This is a genomic window from Streptomyces sp. NPDC104309 (genome assembly GCF_055584025.1).
In genome coordinates this window covers 1-17,993 of record NZ_JBVJMV010000007.1, presented here as the reverse complement: position 1 = coordinate 17,993, position 17,993 = coordinate 1, and the positions used below count along the sequence as shown (strand labels likewise).

Here is a 17,993-nt window from a genome sequence, read left to right as displayed (position 1 = left end):
TGCTCGGATCCGAACGGTCTGCTCGGAACGATCCGAACGGCCTGCTCGGAACCTTCGCAGCCCGACGGCCTACTTGGAGAAGTACAGGTACTTCCAGGGCCCGTACGTCGTCGAGTTGACAGTGTCGCCGGACGACCCGTTCACGTACGTCGACCGCATCCGCGCCTTGATCCCGGACTGTCCCGGCGCCTCCAGGCGTACCGCGCACTTCCCGTTCGTGCCCAGGGGGAAGTACTCGGAGTCGGCCGAATGCCACTTTCCGCCCGAGTAGACCTGCAGGTCGAAGCGCTGCTTACGGCCCTTGTAGTAGGTCATGGTCGTCGTGAGCACCGGGTCGGTGCTCTTGTGGAACCAGTAGTACGACGTCGAGCCGATCTTGCCCGTCTTGTAGTGCTTGGAGACGGCGGTGGAGATCTTGACCCTGGCGTACGCCGTGGACTTCACCGTCCTCGGAGCGGTGCGGGTGTCCCCCTTGAAGACCGCGGTGACGTCCGTGTCCCGCGTCATGTCCACTGTCGCGGAGATGGTGCCGCTGGAGTTGACCTTCCCGGTCTTCAGCAGCTTGTCGGGCTTGTCGCTGCCGAAGGGGTTCGCCCAGATCTCGACCGTGCGGTTCTTGTAGGTCGAGCCGAGGTGCGCGGTGAAGGAGACGTCGGTGCCGTAGTCGTAGACGTTGCCGTTCTTGTTCAGGGTCAGCGTCGGCTTCGTCCAGGGGACCGACACCTTGTCGGACGCGCTGACCGCCGTGTGCTGGGCGTCGCCCGCGTAGGCGACCTTGTACGTCACCGTGCCGCCGGCCGGCGGGGCGTCGGTGAAGGAGTACGAGCCGTCCGCCTTCACCGTGACGGCGGGCAGCGCCTTGCCGCTGGGACTCTCCAGGTCAGTGCGGGTGACCTGGAGCTTGGCACCGCTCGGCAGGGGCACCGTCGCCGACAGCTTCCCGGTCACGGTGAGCGTCTTGGCGCGGGGGGCGGTGGCGGGGGCGCTCACGGTCAGGGTCGGGACACTGAGCGCCGGGTCGGTGAGCGCCTTGAGGGTGTAGCCGCCGGGCGAGCTCACGAGCGCGAAGATCCGGGAGGCGTCCGGGGCCCAGGCGAGGGCAGATGCGTCGGCGGCGTACGTGCGGATCGGCTCGGTCGCGCCGGGCCGGTAGACCGCCACGTCCGTGCCGCTGATCTGGGCGACCAGACCGTTCGGGGCGATGTCCGCCCGCTGCCCGGCCGGGTAGGCGCCGGCGGTGGTGAACGTCCCGCCCGCGTAGGCGTGCCGGTCCGTGCCGTCGACCAGCACCTGTGAGGTGCCGGGCACGAGGTCGATGTCGCTGACGTCGTTCAGCGAGTAGTCGCCGTTGTGCCGGGCGGTCACCTGGGGCGTGGCGCCGGAGACGTCGACGACGGCCATCAGGTCCTTGGTCGTGTCGAAGAAGTCGGTCGCGCCGACGGCCAGCAGTCCGGGTGCGGAAGGGTCGGTGTCGAGGTGCGGCGGGCTCCCGACTCCCGAACCCCCGGGGAGCTGCCCGAGTGTCACCGGGTCGGTCCCGTCGGCCGGGCCCACCGCCAGGTCGACCGAGCCCAGGTCGCCATCGCCGTTCGACTGGTCTTCGTAGGTGAACCAGACCTTGCCGCCGGCGAATTCGACGTACAGCGGGCCGATGCCGGTGGCCACGGGGTACCGGGCCTTGATGTCGAGGGTGGCCGCGTCGAGGGCCACGATCTCGTGGCTGACCCGCGCCGCCGCGTACAGGGTCGTGCCGTCGTCGGACAGGGCCAGGTCGAAGATCCCGGCGATGCCGCTCACCGAGTCGACGCGGTTGCCGTTGTAGTCGGCGGCGACGATCCTGCCGTTCGTGTCGTCGCCGACGAAGACCCGTTGGCGGGCGCCGTCGACGACGATGCCCGCGGGCGAGCCGATGGTCGTGGTGACCGCCGACGCGGGACCGGCCGCGGTGACGCTCAGTACCGCCGAGCTGAAGAGGACCGCGAGCGCTGTCGCGGTCGAAATGCTGCGCGTACGCACAGTGTTCATACCCCCACGAGGAAACCCGGTGGATGACCGGGAGTTGAGAGCGCCGCGCAGCATCCGGACGTGACCGCGGATGTGCGGTGACGTGCGGGGCGCGGCTGCCGGCGGGCAGCGTATGGCATGGCAGTGACATGCGAGGAGTGTGTTTCCCGGACCCACTGGTGACGCTTCAGCCCCGGGCCGTCGGCAGGGGGAGCGTCCTGGACTTCTCGATCAGGCCGTTGCCCGTCTGGTCGCCGTTCTTGTCCATGGGCGTGGAGTAGTCGCCGACGGCCCAGAAGGCGCCGGAGGCGCCGGCCGGTGCCAGATCGTAGAAGGAGTAGGACGGCCACCGGGTGTCGCCGTCAGGTGCCGTGGCTCCGGGCTCCTTGGTCCAGGTGGTGCCGTCGTAGTGCCAGAAGACCGGCTCGGAGAAGGCCGGTTCGGCCTGGTCGTTACCGGTGACCCACAGCCCGCCGCGGCCGTCGGAGGCGATCGCGTGGACGTAGAGGTCGGCGAGCGATCCGGTGACGTCCTTCCAGGCGGTGCCGTCCCAGTGGGCGACGCTCGGGAGGGGCGGGCCGCCGTGGGCGTCATCGGCCCAGCCGGCCACGTAGACGCTGTTCGGGGCGTCGGCGGTGATCTTGGCCGTGTCCGTACCGGTACGCACGGGAGGCTCGTCCATCAGGGTCCAGGTCGTCCCGTCCCAGTGGTAGGTCACCGGGTGGCCGCCGTCGACCGGGTACTGCATCCCGGTCGCGTAGGCGTCGTCCGCCGACAGGGCGTCGATGTCCCGGATGTCGACGAGGCGCGGCAGCGTGAAGGTCTGCCATGCGCCGTCGGCGTACGTGTAAAGGGCGTTGCCGCCCTTGAAGAGCCGACCGGGGACGGCCTCGATCGGGACCTCGGGCCAGGAGTCGTCGGCGGGGCCGGCGGCGGGAACGCTGGTCCAGCGTTCGCCGTCGTAGTGCACCAGTGCCTGATCCCTGTTGATCGTGCCGTAGGCCCAGACGTCGTCGGCGGACACGGCGGTGACCGACGACCACTGCCAGACGTCGGGAAGCCCCGGAGCAGTGTCCTCGCTCCACTTCGCCCCGTCCCAGCGCATGATGACGCCGTGCTGTTCCTTCCTGCCGACGGCCCAGGCCAGATCGTCGTCGACGGAGGAGACCGACATCAGCGACCCGGCGGGGCTGTCCCCGGAGAGGGAGACCTCCCAGCCGGACGGGGTGCCGGCCGCGCCGACCGCTTCGGCGCCACCGGCGGCGAGCATGGTGGCGGCGAGAGTCAGTGAGGCGGCCGCGGTGCGCAGGAGATGCCGTGCATGCATGGGTGAGCGTTCCTTTGCGGTCGGAGGGAGCTCTGCCCGGTCGACGTTCGGGCAGGCCGTTCGTGCAGGACATTCGTGCAGGTCCAGAGAGCGGAACTGGACGACCGGACAGACTCCTGACGGCATCGGAAGGTTGTAGCGGGAGGGCGGGGAGGGCCCGGCCCCGCACCGTTCCCGGGTCAGGGCCGGGCCCGGCCAGGAGGTCGTTAAAGCGGACTGACGTACTACAGGTGAATATGCGGAGATTGCGAGGTGCCCGGGGGCGGGTACCGGCACTCTGCTGAGTGAGGGGGACGGTGATGCGGCAGCCGGGGGGTACGTATGACGGTTGAGGGAACCGGAGGCACTCCTCCCCCGTCGTCGGCCCGTGCCGATCCGCGCGGCCCGGCCGTCGAAGCCCGGCACAGGGGCGTTCCGCGCCACGTCGCGTGCGTGATGGACGGGAACGGCCGGTGGGCGGCACGGCGGTCCCTGCCGCGTACGTCGGGTCACCGGGCGGCGGAGACAACGGTGATCGACATCATCGAGACGGCGCGGGCGGCGGGGGTGCAGTGGCTGAGCCTGTACGCGTTCTCCACCGAGAACTGGCGACGCCCGAGCAACGAGGTCGACTTCCTCATGCGACTGGTGCGCCGCGTGGTACGCAAACACGCCCCGCTGCTGCACGCGCGCGGCATCCGCTGCCGGTTCCTCGGGGTGGCGGACCCGAGGATCCCCGCGTCGCTGGCCCGGGACTTCGACGATCTCACGACGCTGACCGCTCCGAACCGAGGCATGACGCTGACCGTGGCGTTCGATCACGGCGGACGCAGGGACATCGTCGAAGCGGCACGCTCCCTCATCCGCAGCGGGGTGCCGGCCGATGCCGTCGACGAGCAGCACTTCGCCGCTCACCTGCCCTTTCCCGATACGCCCGATGTGGACCTCGTCATCCGGACGTCCGGTGAACAGCGGATCTCCAACTTCATGCTCTGGCAGGTCGCCTACGCCGAGTGGACCTTCCCCCCGGTGCTCTGGCCCGACTTCCGCGCGCCGCACTTCCTGGAGTGCCTGCACGCCTACCAGCAACGCGATCGCCGCTTCGGCGGCGTGACGCCGCACGCGAACGGAGAACCTCACCCGTGAAGGACACCGGCAGCAGCCACCCCGGGCACCCTCGTCCCGGCGCCACCGATCACCACGGCGATCCCGCACCGCCGACCCCCGGAACACAGCCCGGATCCATGTTCGGGCCCGACTCGCAGTTCCACCGGTTCTTCAACGATCCGCGCTGGGCACTGGCCGTGGTCAGGGCCACGGTGCTGGAGGCCGCCCACCCGCAGATCGGCGCGGCCCTGATCGACAACTCGACGTTCGTCGCGCACCCGTGGCGACGGCTGCGCAACACCCTCGTGAGCCTGCAGCGCATGTTCGGCGCCGACGATGACGCGCGGCAGAGGGAGGCGGCACGGCTCAACCGCCTGCACGCGCGGCTGAGCGGCACCGACGCGCAGAACCGGTCCTACGACGCGATGGACCCCCAGGTCCGCGCCTGGGTGGTCGCGACGCTCTTCGAGAGCTCCGTCACCATGTGCCGACTGAGCGGGCAGCCGCTCGACCCGCCCACCATGGAGCAGCTCTACGCCGAATACCAGGCATTCCTCGCGGTTCTGGGGGACGGGGCAGGCCATCTGCCGCCCACGTTGCAGGAGTTCTGGCAGTACTACGACCACATGGTCCAGGAGGAACTGGAGAACACGGAGGCGCTGCGCATCATCCTCTACAAGCTCTTCGACCATCTCCCCGCGCCACCCCTGCTGGACGGCCTGCCCACCGTATGGGCGGCGGGCCGCGCGATCGCGGGCCCGGTCCTGGGAACGATCACCGTGGCGTCCCTCCCCGAGCCCTTCCGCCGACGGGCGGGTCTGCCCGAGATTCCCGGTGCCCGGACACTGATGCAAAGCGTCTACATGGCCGCCGGCCTGGCCCGCCTGCTGCCCGCCGACTGGCGCCGGACCGAGACGCTCACCAGCCTCCTCTACTCGTCCCCGGACAGCGACACCCCCCAAGCCGCGACGCTGAACGCGCTGCGGGGCCGGATGAAGCAGGCCGGCGCCCTGTTCCGGCTGGTCACGCCCTTTCCCGCGCAGCACGGACCCGACGAGGGGACCGGGGCGCAGCGAAGCGCTGACGCCTTCTTCACCGCCGTGCTCGACCAGACCGGCGACGGCTACCTGGACTGGCCCGATCTCGCCGCCATGGCCCGGGAGTTGTCCTCCCGCCTCGATCTGGACGAACCGGAAGAGACCAAGCTCTACAACGCGTACGCCGAGTGGTGGAGGGAACTCCAGGCGGCCCTCGACGACGACGGCGACGGCCGCATCAGCAGGGAGGAGTACGCCGCCGCTGTCCCCTCGCTCGCCGGGCCCGCGCTGATCAGGGTCGCCGAAGTGCTTTTCGACGTCACCGACGCGGACGGCAACCAGTTCATCGACGCGGACGAGTACCGGGCCCTGTTCCGGACCGGATTCAAATGCACGGTGGCCGACGCCGACGCAAGGTACTCCCGCAGCGCGTTCGTGAACGACTTCCTGTCCTTCATGTCGGGACGCCGACACTCGACCGCCTACGACTCACTGCTCTCCGACGCGTAGAACACCCCGGACAAGACAGGCGCCGGAACCCCGAAGGGCCCCACCACAAGGCGGATTCGAGGGGCCCTTCGACAACGTGCCCGGTGAGGCACTGGCGGAGGATACGAGGTCGAACTCGCGAGGGGTTGCCCCCAACACGCTCTCCAAGTCTTCGCCCGGCCACGTTGGTCCTGGCTCGCGCACGTGCACTCGTCAGGTCCTGCCTAGATGCGGGCGGGCAGACCGCCGAGCAGTTCGGGGTCACCGAGATGTCCAGGTCGTGCTGGATCTCCGGGAGGGCGAGCACCACGATCGTGCTGTCGATCGCGGCGATCAGTACCCCCGGTCATCACCACCGGCATGTCGAGACCGCGGCGCGGTGGTGCCCCGGTTGGGGCGAGGGTGCGGAGTAACGGCCCCGTCCGGGCCGGTCACGACCGCGGCTGCCCCGTCACTCATGGCCCGCTCCCTCCCTCTTCGGCCGGTCCTTGGCCGGCGCCTGCAGGCTCCAGAGCCGCCCATCGGGGTCGCGGACTGTCATCAGCCTGGTCCCGAAGTGGGTGTCCTCGAACGGGGTCACCACCTCCACGCCGTCGCCGGGCCGGAAGGCGTCGGCGTCGGCGTCGGCCACCTTCAGCACCAGCTGCAGCTGCGGCTCGCGGTCCTCGGGAACCTCGGCGATGAAGAGGGTCGGACCGTCGCCGTTGCGCAGCTGGCCGGAGTTGTGGTCAGTGGTGAACTCCAGCTCGTAGCCCAGGCCCTGGAAGAACTTCGCGGACTTTCCCCAGTTGTGGGTCTCCAGGAACACGGCTTCGATGCCTTCGGTCGTCATCTCAGTACTCCTTGGTGGACTCGCCGGCCTCGCCGGACGGTTGGTCGTGCTGGGGGGAGGGGGCTTCGAGATAGGCGCGCAGCGCCTCGGCGACCAGCGCCGACAGCGAAAGCTCCGACTCGAGGGCGCGGTATTTGACCTGCTTGATCAGTCCGATCGGCAGGTACACGTTGAACTGCTTCACATCTTCGTCTCCCACAACAAAACACTAGCACACTAGCTTGCTAGCAAGCTCGCTCGGGTGCATACCTCGTGCAGGCTTCAGGTTCGGCGGTGGCGGCAACGACGAGATCCACTGCGCCCGCACTGCGGTGCTGCCCGCGCTTGGTCAGTAGTTCCTGTACCTGCCAAGCCCGGTCGTAGGCCCGGTCATCGACGGGCACCCAGCCGAACAGCATGCGCATGTCCTCGACGGCAGCTTGAAGCCACATAGATGCGTGGCCTCCTTGGCTTCCTTATTCCTTGCGTTGCGCGACCCCGTAGGCCGACCAGGGACCTTGGTGCTTCGCTCAGCGAGAGGTGCCGATCACTCGTTTGGATCAGGCCGGACCGGGCCCCGCCGTCGCGGCCCGGCTGCCGCGGCGCAGGCCGATGAGCTCGGCGACCGTGTCCAGCCAGCGTGCGGCACGCGCCTCGTCATCCTGTGTGCCGGCGACCTGCGCGGCGGTCTCCAGCCAGTCCCGCAGGCATACGGACGCGGCACCCGACGGCAGGGGCTCGGCCAGCCCGGCCGTGTACGCGAGGCCGCCGACCCGGACGATCTCCGCGACGTACGTCACCGAGCGCGGCAGCACACCGAGCCGGTCGAGGGTGACGGCGGCGGCGATCGCACCGTCGCCGAAGAGCGCGGTGCGGAAGGCGTCGCGGCTGAGGCCGTGGCGCAGCAGCGCCTCGATGTCGGTGGCGGCCAGCACCTCGTCGTCGGTGCGTGGGGAGCGGTCGTGGACCATCGTCGTTCCGTTCCGGTCCGGCTCAACGGACGGTGATCGTATAGAGGTAGTAGGCGGCTTCCTGGTCCGAGTCCTTCGGGGCGCCCGTGGCCGTCGGGACCGGCTTCGACGCGGCCTCGTCGGCGCTGCGGCACCGGCCGTAAGGGCAGAACAGCAGTTTCACCGTCGCCTTCCCGGGCGAGAGCGCCGTGAAGTCGAAGAACTGGGTTCCGTCACCGTCGCCGGTGTCCTCGCGGTCGCCCCGGTACTTCAGGACGTCCGCGTCCTCGCGTGGGCTCGCCAGGTACCAGTTCTGGCCGAGCTCGGGGTTGGCCGGGACCTTCAGCGTGAACTTCTCGCCGTGGTCGACGGTGATGGTCCGGTCGTCGGTGCCGTAGGCGGCGGGCCCGGAGTCGCCGCAGCCGGTGAGGACGAGGAGCAGGGCGGGCGCCGTACGCAGGGCGGATCGCATGGACACCATCAGTTCTGCTCGATGTAGACGCGGCTGACATCGCCCTCATGGGCCTTGGAGTAGCGGTCGTCGGTGGCCGCGCTGAGGTCGCCGTTGATGAAGTCGTCCTCGCTCACCCACGTGGTGGTGCCCCAGGGGTTGTAGATCTGCAGCTTCCCGTCCTCCTGCCCGGTGATCATCAGGCTGTGGCCGTGCATGTTGCCGTCCTCGTCCTTGCGGGAGATGTTGAAGGGGACCGGCTTGCCGTCGGCGACGGACTTCTCGATGTCGGGCAGGACACCGCGCCGGTCGTCGGCGCCGTCCATCTCCTGCGTGTCGTACCTGTCGCCGGTGTGCGGGCTGAGCTCCTTGTCGGAGATCTCCTCCTGCCCGTCGGAGTCCATGCCGGCCGCGTGGCGGTCCCACCACCAGCCGTCGTACTCGCCGTCGCCCTCGTCGCCTCACGCCGATGGCACCGGCCCCGTGGCGGGGGCCGGTGCCATCGGCCAGGTGGTGCGCTCAGGCACCGTCAGCGCGGTACGTCGACCCAGGGCGTCAGCCGTGGCGCGCGTCCGTGACCTTCCCCGTGAGGAGGGGGCCCTCCATCCACTCGTCCTCCTTGAGGATGTACACCTGCATCCGCAGGGACTTCTCGGACTCGGTCAGCGCGTTGGCGACCGTGGGCACGGACACTTCGGCGCTCGTCTTGCCCTTGGGGATGGACACCCAGAGGGAGGGACTGTCCGTGGACAGGGGCCGCTCCGGGTCGGCTGCCTCGCCGAGCCCGGAGAGCCATTCCTCGTCGACGTCCTTCGTGGACAGCTCTGTGCCCTCGGGCACCGGCAGGAGGTCGAACCGCGTCTCGATGTTGGTGTCGGCGGGCTCTGAGAGCTCCACCTTCCAGGTGAGCTTCTGGCCCTTGGCGACCGAGTCGGCGACCGGGGTCACGGTGACCGTGGGCATGGGGACGTCGTTCTCGACGAGCACGCCCCCGAAGGCGCCGCCGACCGCTGTGCCGCGCACGGCCTTGGCCGCGACCTCGTGGAGGAGGTCGCGGTTGTAGCGGGTGTTGCCCTTGACCGTGATCGACACGCCTACGGAGCCACCGGCCTTCACCGTCACGGTGCGGACGGTGGACTTGTAGGTCTCCGGGTCGCGGACGGCGAGCTTGATCACGCCGGTGCCCTTGCCGGTGACCCGGACGGGCACGTTGTAGGTGCGGGTGCCGGAGTCGCCCTTCTTGACCGTCAGCCTGCCGATGTCGACACGCGGGAGCGGGACGGGGCGTACCGCCGGCGTGCCGGGGCGCCAGCCCCAGGCGTCCATCAGCCAGAGCTCGCCGGAGCTGCTGCGTGGGGTGAGCTCCAGCGACTGCGTCCGCTCCAGGTCGACGCCGGCGCTGACGGCGGCCTTCAGCGGGACGCGGACCTCACGCGCCCAGTGCGCGGCCGTCGAGTCGGAGCCGGGAAGGCCGTCGACGGTGACCTGACCGAGCCTCACCCGCTTGCCGGAGGTGTCGGTGAGGGCGACGTCGAGCCGGGTGCCCCGGGTGTTCGGCGGCACTATGACCCGCAGGGCGAGCGCGTCGGAGCCCGCCAGCGAGAAGGCGCGCTCCGGCGTCAGGCGGACCGGGGTGCCCGGCTTGGTCCAGCGGGCCGTGACCGCGTTGCGGCCCGGCTCACTGGTGGTGTCCGCCCAGGACGCGAAGTGCGGCGACCTACCGGGTTCGGAGTCCGGCCTGCAGGCCCGGGTGGTGCTCGTCGTGATCTGCCGGCACACGCGCCCGTTCGTCACCGAGAGCGGGTCGTCGGGCCGGATCGCCGGGGTGCGGTTGCCGCCGACGGCGTGAGTCAGCACCCGGGCGGGGTCGGCCGAGGGCGCGCGCCGGTCGGAGCCGTCGAGCAGCGGGCGGACCCGGTCGTCGCCCGTGAGGAAGAGCCGCGCGGCGGCGGCGATGTAGGTGGTGCCCGCCGTCTGCTGCTGCTTGGCGCTCAGCCGGGTCTTGGCTCCTGCCGAGCAGACCGGGTCCGGGTTGTTCTTGTCGTCCCAGAAGTCGTCGGCGGCAGGGGCCTCGGCCTGGCCGGGCGTCCACTCCGTGTTGAAGAAGTTGTGGTTGGCTCCGACCATGTACACCGCGCTGTGCAGCGCCGTGCCCCGGCCGATGCCCCGGGTGCCGTCGAGGTAGATCTGGCCCTGAAGATCGTTCACATCGCCGTCACAGCCCGGCAGGATGGTCATGGAGGGCACGTCTGGCGTGGGGTTCTGGCCGAAGATGGTGGGGCCGATCAGGACGGTGCCGCGGATCCGCCAGCCCACCGGCCCCCGGTAGCCGTCCTCGGCGGGCGGCGGCGGGGAGACGCTGTCGAGAGCCGCCCGGTTGACGCCCTCGCCGCCCCGGGAGTGGCCGACCAGGAGCACCTTCGAGAGGTCCGCGGGCTCCGTCGCGCGCACGGCCTTGGGGGCCTTCGCGGGGCTCGCGCCCCACTCCGCCCAACGGGCGAGGTGCTGGCGCACCAGGGACGAACGGGCTTGCGCCCCGGAGTCGGCCGTGCGGCCGTCCTGCGCGTTGACACCGTTCGCGGAGATGGAGACCGTCACATAGCCCTGGGACGCCAGGCGCTTCTGGTCGTGCAGAAAGCCGCGGTAGCTCGGGACTTCCTTGTTGCCCGGCTTGCACGGCCACTCCATGCCCGCGCTGTTCTTGCCGGGCTCGTAGCAGGTGGCGCTGCGGCCGTGGAGGAAGAGCGCCAGCGGTCGCTTCCCCGGCGCGTCCGTCGGGCCGACGACCGTGGCGCGCATCTCCACGGGCTTGGCGTAGCCCGGCAGCCTCACCGACTTCAGGACGTACTCACCGCTGATGGTGCGGTACTTACCGGCGACACCGGGGTCGACCGGGTTGGCGGGGAACGGGTCCTGGGGCGCCGCCGCGGCCGACGAGCGCCGCTGACCGTGTGCCTGGCCGGCCCTTGCGGCATCCAGCCGCCGCGAACCGGCGACCACCTGGAGTTCGCTCACCGGTCCGACCCTCGCCCCGTCGAGGCGGAGCCGGAAGGTGCGTTGGTCGGGGGAGGGCTCCGGGACGCCGAGGGTCCGCTCCCCGGAGCGGAACTCGACCAGGGCGCCGCCCATGCCCACGGGCTCGGGCGAGCTCCAGATCAGCTCCCCGCCCTCGAAACGCCACCCCTCCGGCAGCCGCTCCCCGGAGGCGCCCGGCGGCGCGCCGGGTATGGACTCGGCGGCCGGTTGCGCGTGCGCCGGCCCTGGCACACCCGCCGCCAGCGCCACGGCCGCCAAGGCAGCCGTCAGCGCGCGTGAGACCTGTCTCACGATGGTGTCTCCTCGTTGTTGGTCGTGCTTCAGCGCCCCAGGAATCCCAGGAGCACCCCCCGCACCGGGGAGAGGGTGACGTGTTGTCACCGGTTGTCCCACCTCGGGAGATCTGACAGGAATCTGACAAGACCCGAACAGGAGCCGAACAAGGACTTCGCGACAGCCGCGATCTGCGCGGCTGACGCACCGTCGTCGCCTTGGTCGAGGACGACGATGGCCGCCCATGCGGCGTGCGTGGCGGTGCGCCCGGCAGCGGCCGGCCCGGATTGCCGCCGCGGATGGTTCCTGCGGCGGCTGCCGTCCGGTGGCGACGCGATGACAGTCGTGTCGAAGCGGGTCTGGATGCGGGGCAGGGGCTGGTCGGGGCGAGTGTCGAGCCGGAGCAGAAGACCGGTTCGCGGTCCTTGTCGCGGTCGTCGGGCAGGGCGACGGTGTTTGCCGCGCAGGTCGCCGGAGGGCAGGACATGCGTGCCTACGAGGAGCCCGGCGTCCTTGAGCCGGTCGAAGAACTCCTGCTCGGTGGCGGCGCCGGAGACCACGCGGCGGACGGTCTCGCGCAGCTCCTCCCGCGCGGTGCGGTCCCGGCCGTGGCGTTCGGCGCTGGTGGGCCGCTCGGCGGCGGTGCCGTCACCTGGGGTGACGCGGTGAAGGCCGTAGTCGGTTTCGATGAGGCGGGCTGCGGCCTGGGCGCGTTTACCGGAGCGGTGGTGGTCGGGGCGGCGGCCGTCCTCGCGGATGAGGTGGCGATGATGTGGATGTGGTCGTCGGCGTGACGTACGGCGGCCCAGCGGCAGCTGTCGCCGTCGCCGGGATCGATGCCGGCGGCGGCGACCATGTCACACACGTCGAAGGGCTCCGCTGCATGCAGCGGAGCCCTTCGACGTATTGCTCGGTGAGAGCAATGGCGGAGGATACGAGATTCGAACTCGTGAGGGTGCGCCCCCACCACGGTTTCCACATGTTCGCGGAGAGGTGCGGAGCCGGACATCAATGTCCTGACCTGTGACAAAGCAGGCCGGGGGTGAGCGTTCGAACGGCCCCGAATGGGCGTGAATGAGACCAGAACTGAGAATAGTAATGCCAGACTCCTGGTTCAAGGCTGGCGCCTCAGCGCCGTAGGCCTGGTTCACGACCTCTCAGCAGGGGCTGAGGTCGAGCGCGGGCCGCCCACGGTTTCCCCGCGCCACCGTCCTGCAGCACGGCATCGAGAGCCGCTCCTCGGACAGTGTGGCGCGGTCCCAGCCTTCCTAACCGAAGGGCCTCACGCTGTCCTCCCCGAGCCACTTGTCATTGGGGACAACTGTGGGCGAAATGACTTCTGGGTAGCGATCCGCCAGGTATTCCTGTTGGACTTCCTCGCCGGTCCTTCGATCGAGAACGGTTTTGATGCCACCCAACTTCATCTTCTTCAGGGTGCCGATGGTCTCGCCAGAGACAAGAGCGTTGAAAGCTTTTACTGCCTGCGCTGACTGCTGCACACTGTCCCGGCTGACCATCCCGCGGTTTACGCTGAGCATGGTGTTCGTGTACATGGCCCGGGGGTCTCGCCCGACGAATTCCCGGCTCGCGTCGCCGATGCCGTCCAAAAACAAGTCTGCGGCGTGCTCCGGCCATACTTCCGTGATGACTTTGTAGGCCACGATCAAGCCTGTTGCGCTGGCATGGCACTGCTTTCCCTTGTTCACCAGGCGGAGGATGTGCTCCTCGGGGACAGGCCACTTCACTACGAGTTCCTGGAGCTTCTCGGCGGTGAGCCGGCCGGTGGTCCAACGCGTCCAGGAGTGTCCCGCCGCACGGTTGGCAAGAATTTTCAGCGCGGCCGCGTACACGTTGGCGTTGGCCTGCTTCATTTCTGTGATCTGTGCGACGAAGTCGCCTGCAGTGCGGACACGGCCACCATCAATGGCGGTGAACGTGTCGGGGGTGAGGTTATACGTGACCTGCGCGGTCACGGTCGAATCAGTCTCGATGATTGCTGCGGCGCGGTGCTGTCCGTCGATGAGGCAGCCATGCCAGTCGAGCGCGAACCCCTGATGCGTGGTGCGGAAGGCCCCATTGCGGAGAATGTTTTTGAACTTATCGACATTGGAGCGCTTCAGGGGGACACGATTGCATGTCCTCTTGGTCATCCAGCTCGAGCACTTTTCGGGTGTCACCTCGATGATCTCGGTGTATACCGGCGGATTGTTTCCGCTTTGCCCGGTCATGGTGCTGTCTCCTCGCGCTCAAATAGTTCCGGTCTCTCGACCAAGGCGAGATGGTCGTCTCGCTCCTGGTCGAAGACTAGTGAGCGACGTCATCGTGCAGCACGTGATGTCGTAATCTCGTCAAATATGATCAGTAGATGTTCTTTAATGGCGGCAACTCTGTTCTTTCAGACCGACTTTCTTTCCATTTATGGACGCGCCCGCGGGGCTCCGTCAGCATCGGGGCCTGCGCAGAGTCTCGGCTGGACGGCGCTGCACCAAGTCGCGGTTCCTTCGCATCCACGGGCGCGCCGGACCCAAGCAGGAGCCGTTACCTCTGCCTTCTGCTTACATACGGCCCTCCGGTCCGACCGCCGGAGCCCCGGTACCAGCCATTGGGCGATGTACTCGAAACGGACACAATCTGAGGGCTGTCCCGTCATCCCTGGCGGGCGCGCGACGACAGCTACGGCACCGCGCCGTGTTGTCGGGACGTCCGCATACATCCAGTATGCGGACGTCCCTCCGCCTTGCGATGCACCGCATCTGACGCCGCGCGCTGATCCACCACGGATTACGCGACAGCCCTTAGGCGGGTGAGCCCGTGCATCTCGTCCGTTCGTACGGCAACGAAGGCTTCTGCGCTGGTCGTGTGGTGTCCGCCCCGCTCGGTGAGCGCCTTCTGAATCTGCCACGCTTGGCTCGTAGGCAGTGTCGGACGATCCGTTTTGCATTGGCGCCCGTAGGGCACGGGTGCGCCACCGTGAACGTGGCGAGGTGTCACGGCCTGAATACGAGCGACCGGCGCCCGAGCGTAGGCCCAGGGCTCTCTATGCCCGGCCGTAGGGGGTCGTCAGGTCGACCGACTGGACGTCAGGGTCGGCGGCCGCTGCAGGCTTTGCGGTCGCGGACGCTGCCCCGTCCGACGCGGGCGGGCGGACCGCCCGGAAGCTCGGTCTTGGTGGGCCCTTCGACGTATTGCCCGGTGAGAGCAATGGCGGAGGATACGAGATTCGAACTCGTGAGGGGTTGCCCCCGACACGCTTTCCACATGTCCGTATGGGGGTCCGGCGGAGGCCGTGGGTGTCCTGACCTGCCACGGAGTCGGGCAGCGGGCAGGCGATGGCCGCTGCTGTACGGGCGTGAATGAGACCGGAACTGAGACCGGGGTCCGGTCAGTTGTTGCCCGTCACCAGGGCTCTGCCGAGGTGGTGGCCGATGGTGGCTGGCTGACTCCGGCGGCTGAGGCGATGTCCTGGACGGTGGTACGGACTCAGCCGCGTTCGGCCAGGCACCGCTCGGCCCCGGCCGGAAGATCCGTCCAGGGCGTGGCTCCGCAGGTGCCATTGACTCTTGCGGGCGCCGCCCCCACCCTCCCGGCATGACCGCATCTCATCAGGCCCCGTTCGCCCCGTGCGCCGGCGAGAGCTGGCGCTCGCCGTGGGAGATGTACGCGACACTGCGCGACGCGCACCCCCTCCACCACGTCGCCGACGGCGACTACTGGGTCCTCTCCCGCTACGCGGACGTGCTCGCCGCCGCCCGCGACACCGACCGCTACTCCTCCGCCGACGGCCTGACCATCACCTACGGCGAGCGCGAACGCCTCGGCATCACCGACGTCGCCCCGATGGTGATGCTGGACCCGCCCGAGCACACCGCCTTCCGCCGGCTGATCACCCGCGGCTACACCCCGCGCCGGGTCGCCGCCATCGAGCCGCACGTCCGTGCCTTCGTCCGGGCCCGCCTGGACCACATCGCCGATCTCGGCGGCAGCTGCGACATCATCGCCGAACTCTTCAAACCGCTGCCCAGCTACATCGTCGGCCGCTATCTCGGCGTCCCCGAACACGACCGCGCCCACTTCGACGGCTGGACCCACGCCATCGTCGAGGCCAACGCGCTGGGCGACCCGCTCACCGCCGCCGAAGCCGTCACCAGCCTCTTCGGCTACTTCACCGAGCTGATCGAACGCCGCCGCACCGAACCCGCCGACGACACCGTCTCCGACCTGGTCGGCCTGATGCCGTCCGACGACGCCGGCACCCTGCTGCGCATCCTCGGCTTCGCCTTCACCATGGTCGCCGGCGGCAACGACACCACCACCGGCTTGCTCGGCGGCGCCGCCGAACTCCTCACCGCCCACCCCGGGCAACGCCGCGCCCTCCTGGACACCCCCGCCCTGCTCCCCTCCGCCATCGAGGAATTCCTCCGGCTGACCTCCCCCGTCCAGTGCCTGGCCCGCACCGTCACCGAAGACACCACCCTTCACGGCCGAACCGTCCCCGCCGGCCGCAAGGTCCTTCTCCTCTACGCCGCCGCCAACCGCGACCCACGCGCCTTCGGCCCCACCGCCCACCACCCGGACCTCACCCGCGAGGGCCCCCAGCACCTCGCCTTCACCCACGGCCCACACCACTGCCTGGGCGCCTCCGCGGCCCGCCTGGTCTCCCGAACGGCCCTGGAGGAACTCCTGGCCCGCTTCCCGGACTTCGAGGTCGACGCGGCAGCGGGCACCTTCGCCGACGGCAACTACGTCCGGCGGTACGCGTCCCTGCCGTTCGCTGCGGCCGGGACCTGAACGGTTTCGTACGGATCAACGGGTGGCGATGCCCGGCGCCGGTCGGGTAGCCGGGTCACGTCGCAGTGACCCGGCCCGCGCTCTTCGCGCTGCACTGCTGCGGTCCGCTGCCCGGGACGGTGATCGCTTACCTCGGTTGGATCGCCCCGGCGATGACCGGAACCGCACCGCCGCGACGCTCACAGTCCGCGGTCTGTCGGGGTACGGGCCTGCTGGTTGCAGCTCGGACAAGCCGCTCGTTCTCCCGATCCACCAAGAAAGGGCCGTTCCCGCCGAGTGTTGGCCGCCGGCCGGCGGGGCGATCGATGTCCCGTCGCGCGCACCAGTGGAACACCCACCCGAAAGACACGGATTCAACCCTGGAGATCGCAAGGTCCAGGTCTTCTATCATCGCTCCCCCGGTCCGTGCGAGCTCCGCCGGAACGAGCCCTCGCGCTGCCTCTTCAGTCAGCATCTGCCCAGCGTCTCAGAGGGGGCGGCGCGTCTATGTCTGCTCGTATCACCGCCACCCGCGAGGGCGGCGCGCTCATCCGCTGGCGCAAGGTCAACCCGGCCACGCCGACCACCAGGTCGTCCACGACCACATCGAGCGGTACGGCAAGCACTCGGCAGATCCGTCGCGGACGGCGGAGCCGGCCAGGAACTGCTGGTTCGACTGACGGGGCGGAGCGGGGTGTCGGCCGTCTCAAATCGATCTCCGCGAAGATTCCATCTTTGTGTGCAACCTTTCACGTTCGCCCCAAGTCTGGTCCGTCGGGTCAGCAGACCCACAGACCAGACTTGGGGAACAAATGCGTATTCGTACCACTGTTGCCGCTGTCTCCGGCGCCCTGGCCCTGTCCGCCCTCGCCGTGCCGGTCTCTCAGGCGAGCAGCCCTTCGTTCGCGCTGACGCGGGCGGACGCCGCCCCGGTGATCAGCAAGGTCGTTGTCAACAGTGGAGAGCCGATCGTGCTCGGTACCACCGCCACCAAGAAGGTGACGGTCTCCGTCACCGCGTCCCACTCCTCGGGCATCGAGGACGCTCTCTCCTACATCTGGAGGGGCCGCGACAGCAACCCGGACCTGTACGGCTTCGGGTTCCACCCGGACGGGGAACGGGCCAAGTGCAAGGCCGCGAATGCCACCACCTCGACCTGCACCCTCACCATCACGGTCGATCCCGGATACCTGTGGAACACCAACGCCACGACCTGGCGGGTCTACGCCGGCGCATGGGGGAAGGACGGGAACTTCACCGAGAAGGACACGTTCTCCTCGGTCAGGTTCCAGCGGCTGTCGCGGCTGACGGCCAACGCCTCCCCGGAGCCCGTGAAGAAGGGCAGCACCATCACGGTCACGGGCAAGCTGGACCGGGCCAACTGGGACACCCGTAAGTACGCGGGCTACGCGTCCCAGTCGGTCAAACTCCAGTTCCGGAAGAAGAACAGCAGCACATACACCACCGTCAAAACGGTGAAGGGCTCCAACACCGGCACGCTGAAGACCACGGTCAAGGCGGTGGAGGACGGCTACTGGCGCTGGAGCTTCGCCGGTACGACCTCGACTCCCGCAGTCAACGCCACCGGTGACTTCGTCGACGTGAAGTAGTCCCGCAGCGCGCGGTAGCGAGAGAACCGAAGGGCCCGGCAGGCCGGGCCCTTCGTCGTTGTGCGCCCAGCATGGGCGATTGCTTGGGGGTGGAAGTCCCCTGGGGGAAGAGGTGGTGCTAACCCCGAGCCGGAGGCAAGGGCGTCATCGTG

The 17,993-nt window shown here is 69.2% G+C and carries 14 protein-coding genes and 1 pseudogene; 5 read left to right on the top strand and 10 right to left on the bottom strand.

What is annotated here, in order from left to right; translation table 11 throughout:
• Positions 1 to 69: 69 nt before the first annotated feature.
• On the bottom strand, positions 70 to 2,025 hold the full coding sequence (locus tag ACZ68L_RS12285) for a YncE family protein (RefSeq protein ID WP_469576455.1): 1,956 nt from the start codon (positions 2,023 to 2,025) through the stop codon (positions 70 to 72).
• Between the two features lie 166 nt (positions 2,026 to 2,191).
• The gene (locus tag ACZ68L_RS12280) at positions 2,192 to 3,331 is read right to left on the bottom strand and encodes a hypothetical protein (protein ID WP_469576454.1); all 1,140 of its coding nucleotides are present in this window, start codon (positions 3,329 to 3,331) and stop codon (positions 2,192 to 2,194) included.
• Between the two features lie 321 nt (positions 3,332 to 3,652).
• On the opposite strand from ACZ68L_RS12280, the gene uppS reads away from it, so the two are divergent.
• Together uppS and ACZ68L_RS12270 are read left to right on the top strand one after the other, a co-directional pair.
• A complete protein-coding gene (gene uppS, locus ACZ68L_RS12275; protein ID WP_469576453.1) occupies positions 3,653 to 4,456 on the top strand; it encodes a polyprenyl diphosphate synthase in 804 nt (267 codons plus the stop codon).
• A gap of 98 nt (positions 4,457 to 4,554) precedes the next feature.
• Positions 4,555 to 5,964: an oxygenase MpaB family protein gene (locus ACZ68L_RS12270; protein WP_469576880.1), complete on the top strand. Its 1,410-nt coding sequence runs from the start codon at positions 4,555 to 4,557 to the stop codon at positions 5,962 to 5,964.
• Between the two features lie 430 nt (positions 5,965 to 6,394).
• On the opposite strand, the gene ACZ68L_RS12265 is transcribed toward ACZ68L_RS12270, so the two are convergent.
• The 7 genes and pseudogenes from ACZ68L_RS12265 to ACZ68L_RS12235 all read right to left on the bottom strand — a co-directional run bounded on the left by ACZ68L_RS12265 (position 6,395) and on the right by ACZ68L_RS12235 (position 11,482).
• Positions 6,395 to 6,775 carry a VOC family protein gene (locus ACZ68L_RS12265; protein WP_469576450.1) on the bottom strand — a complete coding sequence of 127 codons (381 nt, stop codon included), beginning with the start codon at positions 6,773 to 6,775 and terminating at the stop codon, positions 6,395 to 6,397.
• Between the two features lies 1 nt (position 6,776).
• Complete coding sequence (locus ACZ68L_RS12260; protein ID WP_469576449.1) at positions 6,777 to 6,974, bottom strand: CopG family transcriptional regulator; 198 nt, start codon at positions 6,972 to 6,974, stop codon at positions 6,777 to 6,779.
• Positions 6,975 to 7,026: 52 nt separating this feature from the next.
• A pseudogene (locus ACZ68L_RS12255) lies at positions 7,027 to 7,188 on the bottom strand (PIN domain-containing protein); the annotation flags it as partial.
• Between the two features lie 126 nt (positions 7,189 to 7,314).
• Positions 7,315 to 7,725: a hypothetical protein gene (locus ACZ68L_RS12250; protein ID WP_469576447.1), complete on the bottom strand. Its 411-nt coding sequence runs from the start codon at positions 7,723 to 7,725 to the stop codon at positions 7,315 to 7,317.
• A 22-nt stretch (positions 7,726 to 7,747) separates the two neighbouring features.
• A complete protein-coding gene (locus ACZ68L_RS12245) occupies positions 7,748 to 8,185 on the bottom strand; it encodes a protease inhibitor I42 family protein (protein WP_469576446.1) in 438 nt (145 codons plus the stop codon).
• On the bottom strand, positions 8,185 to 8,559 hold the full coding sequence (locus ACZ68L_RS12240) for a hypothetical protein (protein ID WP_469576444.1): 375 nt from the start codon (positions 8,557 to 8,559) through the stop codon (positions 8,185 to 8,187). The genes ACZ68L_RS12245 and ACZ68L_RS12240 overlap by 1 nt, the downstream gene beginning before the upstream one ends.
• 151 nt (positions 8,560 to 8,710) lie before the next feature.
• The gene (locus tag ACZ68L_RS12235; protein WP_469576442.1) at positions 8,711 to 11,482 is read right to left on the bottom strand and encodes an alpha/beta hydrolase; all 2,772 of its coding nucleotides are present in this window, start codon (positions 11,480 to 11,482) and stop codon (positions 8,711 to 8,713) included.
• A gap of 467 nt (positions 11,483 to 11,949) precedes the next feature.
• Between ACZ68L_RS12235 and ACZ68L_RS12230 the strand changes: the two genes are divergently transcribed.
• Entirely contained in the window at positions 11,950 to 12,258 is a 309-nt protein-coding gene (locus ACZ68L_RS12230) for a hypothetical protein (RefSeq protein ID WP_469576440.1), read from the top strand.
• Between the two features lie 474 nt (positions 12,259 to 12,732).
• Here ACZ68L_RS12230 and ACZ68L_RS12225 read toward each other — a convergent pair whose 3' ends face one another.
• Positions 12,733 to 13,692 (bottom strand): hypothetical protein, encoded by a 960-nt coding sequence (locus ACZ68L_RS12225; protein WP_469576439.1) that lies wholly within the window; start codon positions 13,690 to 13,692, stop codon positions 12,733 to 12,735.
• Positions 13,693 to 15,052: 1,360 nt separating this feature from the next.
• Between ACZ68L_RS12225 and ACZ68L_RS12220 the strand changes: the two genes are divergently transcribed.
• Positions 15,053 to 16,252: a cytochrome P450 gene (locus ACZ68L_RS12220; protein WP_469576437.1), complete on the top strand. Its 1,200-nt coding sequence runs from the start codon at positions 15,053 to 15,055 to the stop codon at positions 16,250 to 16,252.
• 791 nt (positions 16,253 to 17,043) lie between these two features.
• Complete coding sequence (locus ACZ68L_RS12215; RefSeq protein ID WP_469576435.1) at positions 17,044 to 17,841, top strand: DUF5707 domain-containing protein; 798 nt, start codon at positions 17,044 to 17,046, stop codon at positions 17,839 to 17,841.
• Positions 17,842 to 17,993 lie beyond the last annotated feature (152 nt).

Bases quoted from the DNA above. Each gene is read 5' to 3' on its own strand.
- ACZ68L_RS12270 (WP_469576880.1), top strand. From the start codon at position 4,555: ATGTTCGGGCCCGACTCGCAGTTCCACCGGTTCTTCAACGATCCGCGC.
- ACZ68L_RS12250 (WP_469576447.1), bottom strand. From the start codon at position 7,725: ATGGTCCACGACCGCTCCCCACGCACCGACGACGAGGTGCTGGCCGCC.
- ACZ68L_RS12240 (WP_469576444.1), bottom strand. From the start codon at position 8,559: ATGGACTCCGACGGGCAGGAGGAGATCTCCGACAAGGAGCTCAGCCCG.
- ACZ68L_RS12285 (WP_469576455.1), bottom strand. From the start codon at position 2,025: ATGAACACTGTGCGTACGCGCAGCATTTCGACCGCGACAGCGCTCGCG.
- ACZ68L_RS12230 (WP_469576440.1), top strand. From the start codon at position 11,950: ATGCGTGCCTACGAGGAGCCCGGCGTCCTTGAGCCGGTCGAAGAACTC.
- ACZ68L_RS12280 (WP_469576454.1), bottom strand. From the start codon at position 3,331: ATGCATGCACGGCATCTCCTGCGCACCGCGGCCGCCTCACTGACTCTC.
- ACZ68L_RS12225 (WP_469576439.1), bottom strand. From the start codon at position 13,692: ATGACCGGGCAAAGCGGAAACAATCCGCCGGTATACACCGAGATCATC.
- uppS (WP_469576453.1), top strand. From the start codon at position 3,653: ATGACGGTTGAGGGAACCGGAGGCACTCCTCCCCCGTCGTCGGCCCGT.
- ACZ68L_RS12220 (WP_469576437.1), top strand. From the start codon at position 15,053: ATGACCGCATCTCATCAGGCCCCGTTCGCCCCGTGCGCCGGCGAGAGC.
- ACZ68L_RS12245 (WP_469576446.1), bottom strand. From the start codon at position 8,185: ATGGTGTCCATGCGATCCGCCCTGCGTACGGCGCCCGCCCTGCTCCTC.
- ACZ68L_RS12265 (WP_469576450.1), bottom strand. From the start codon at position 6,775: ATGACGACCGAAGGCATCGAAGCCGTGTTCCTGGAGACCCACAACTGG.
- ACZ68L_RS12215 (WP_469576435.1), top strand. From the start codon at position 17,044: ATGCGTATTCGTACCACTGTTGCCGCTGTCTCCGGCGCCCTGGCCCTG.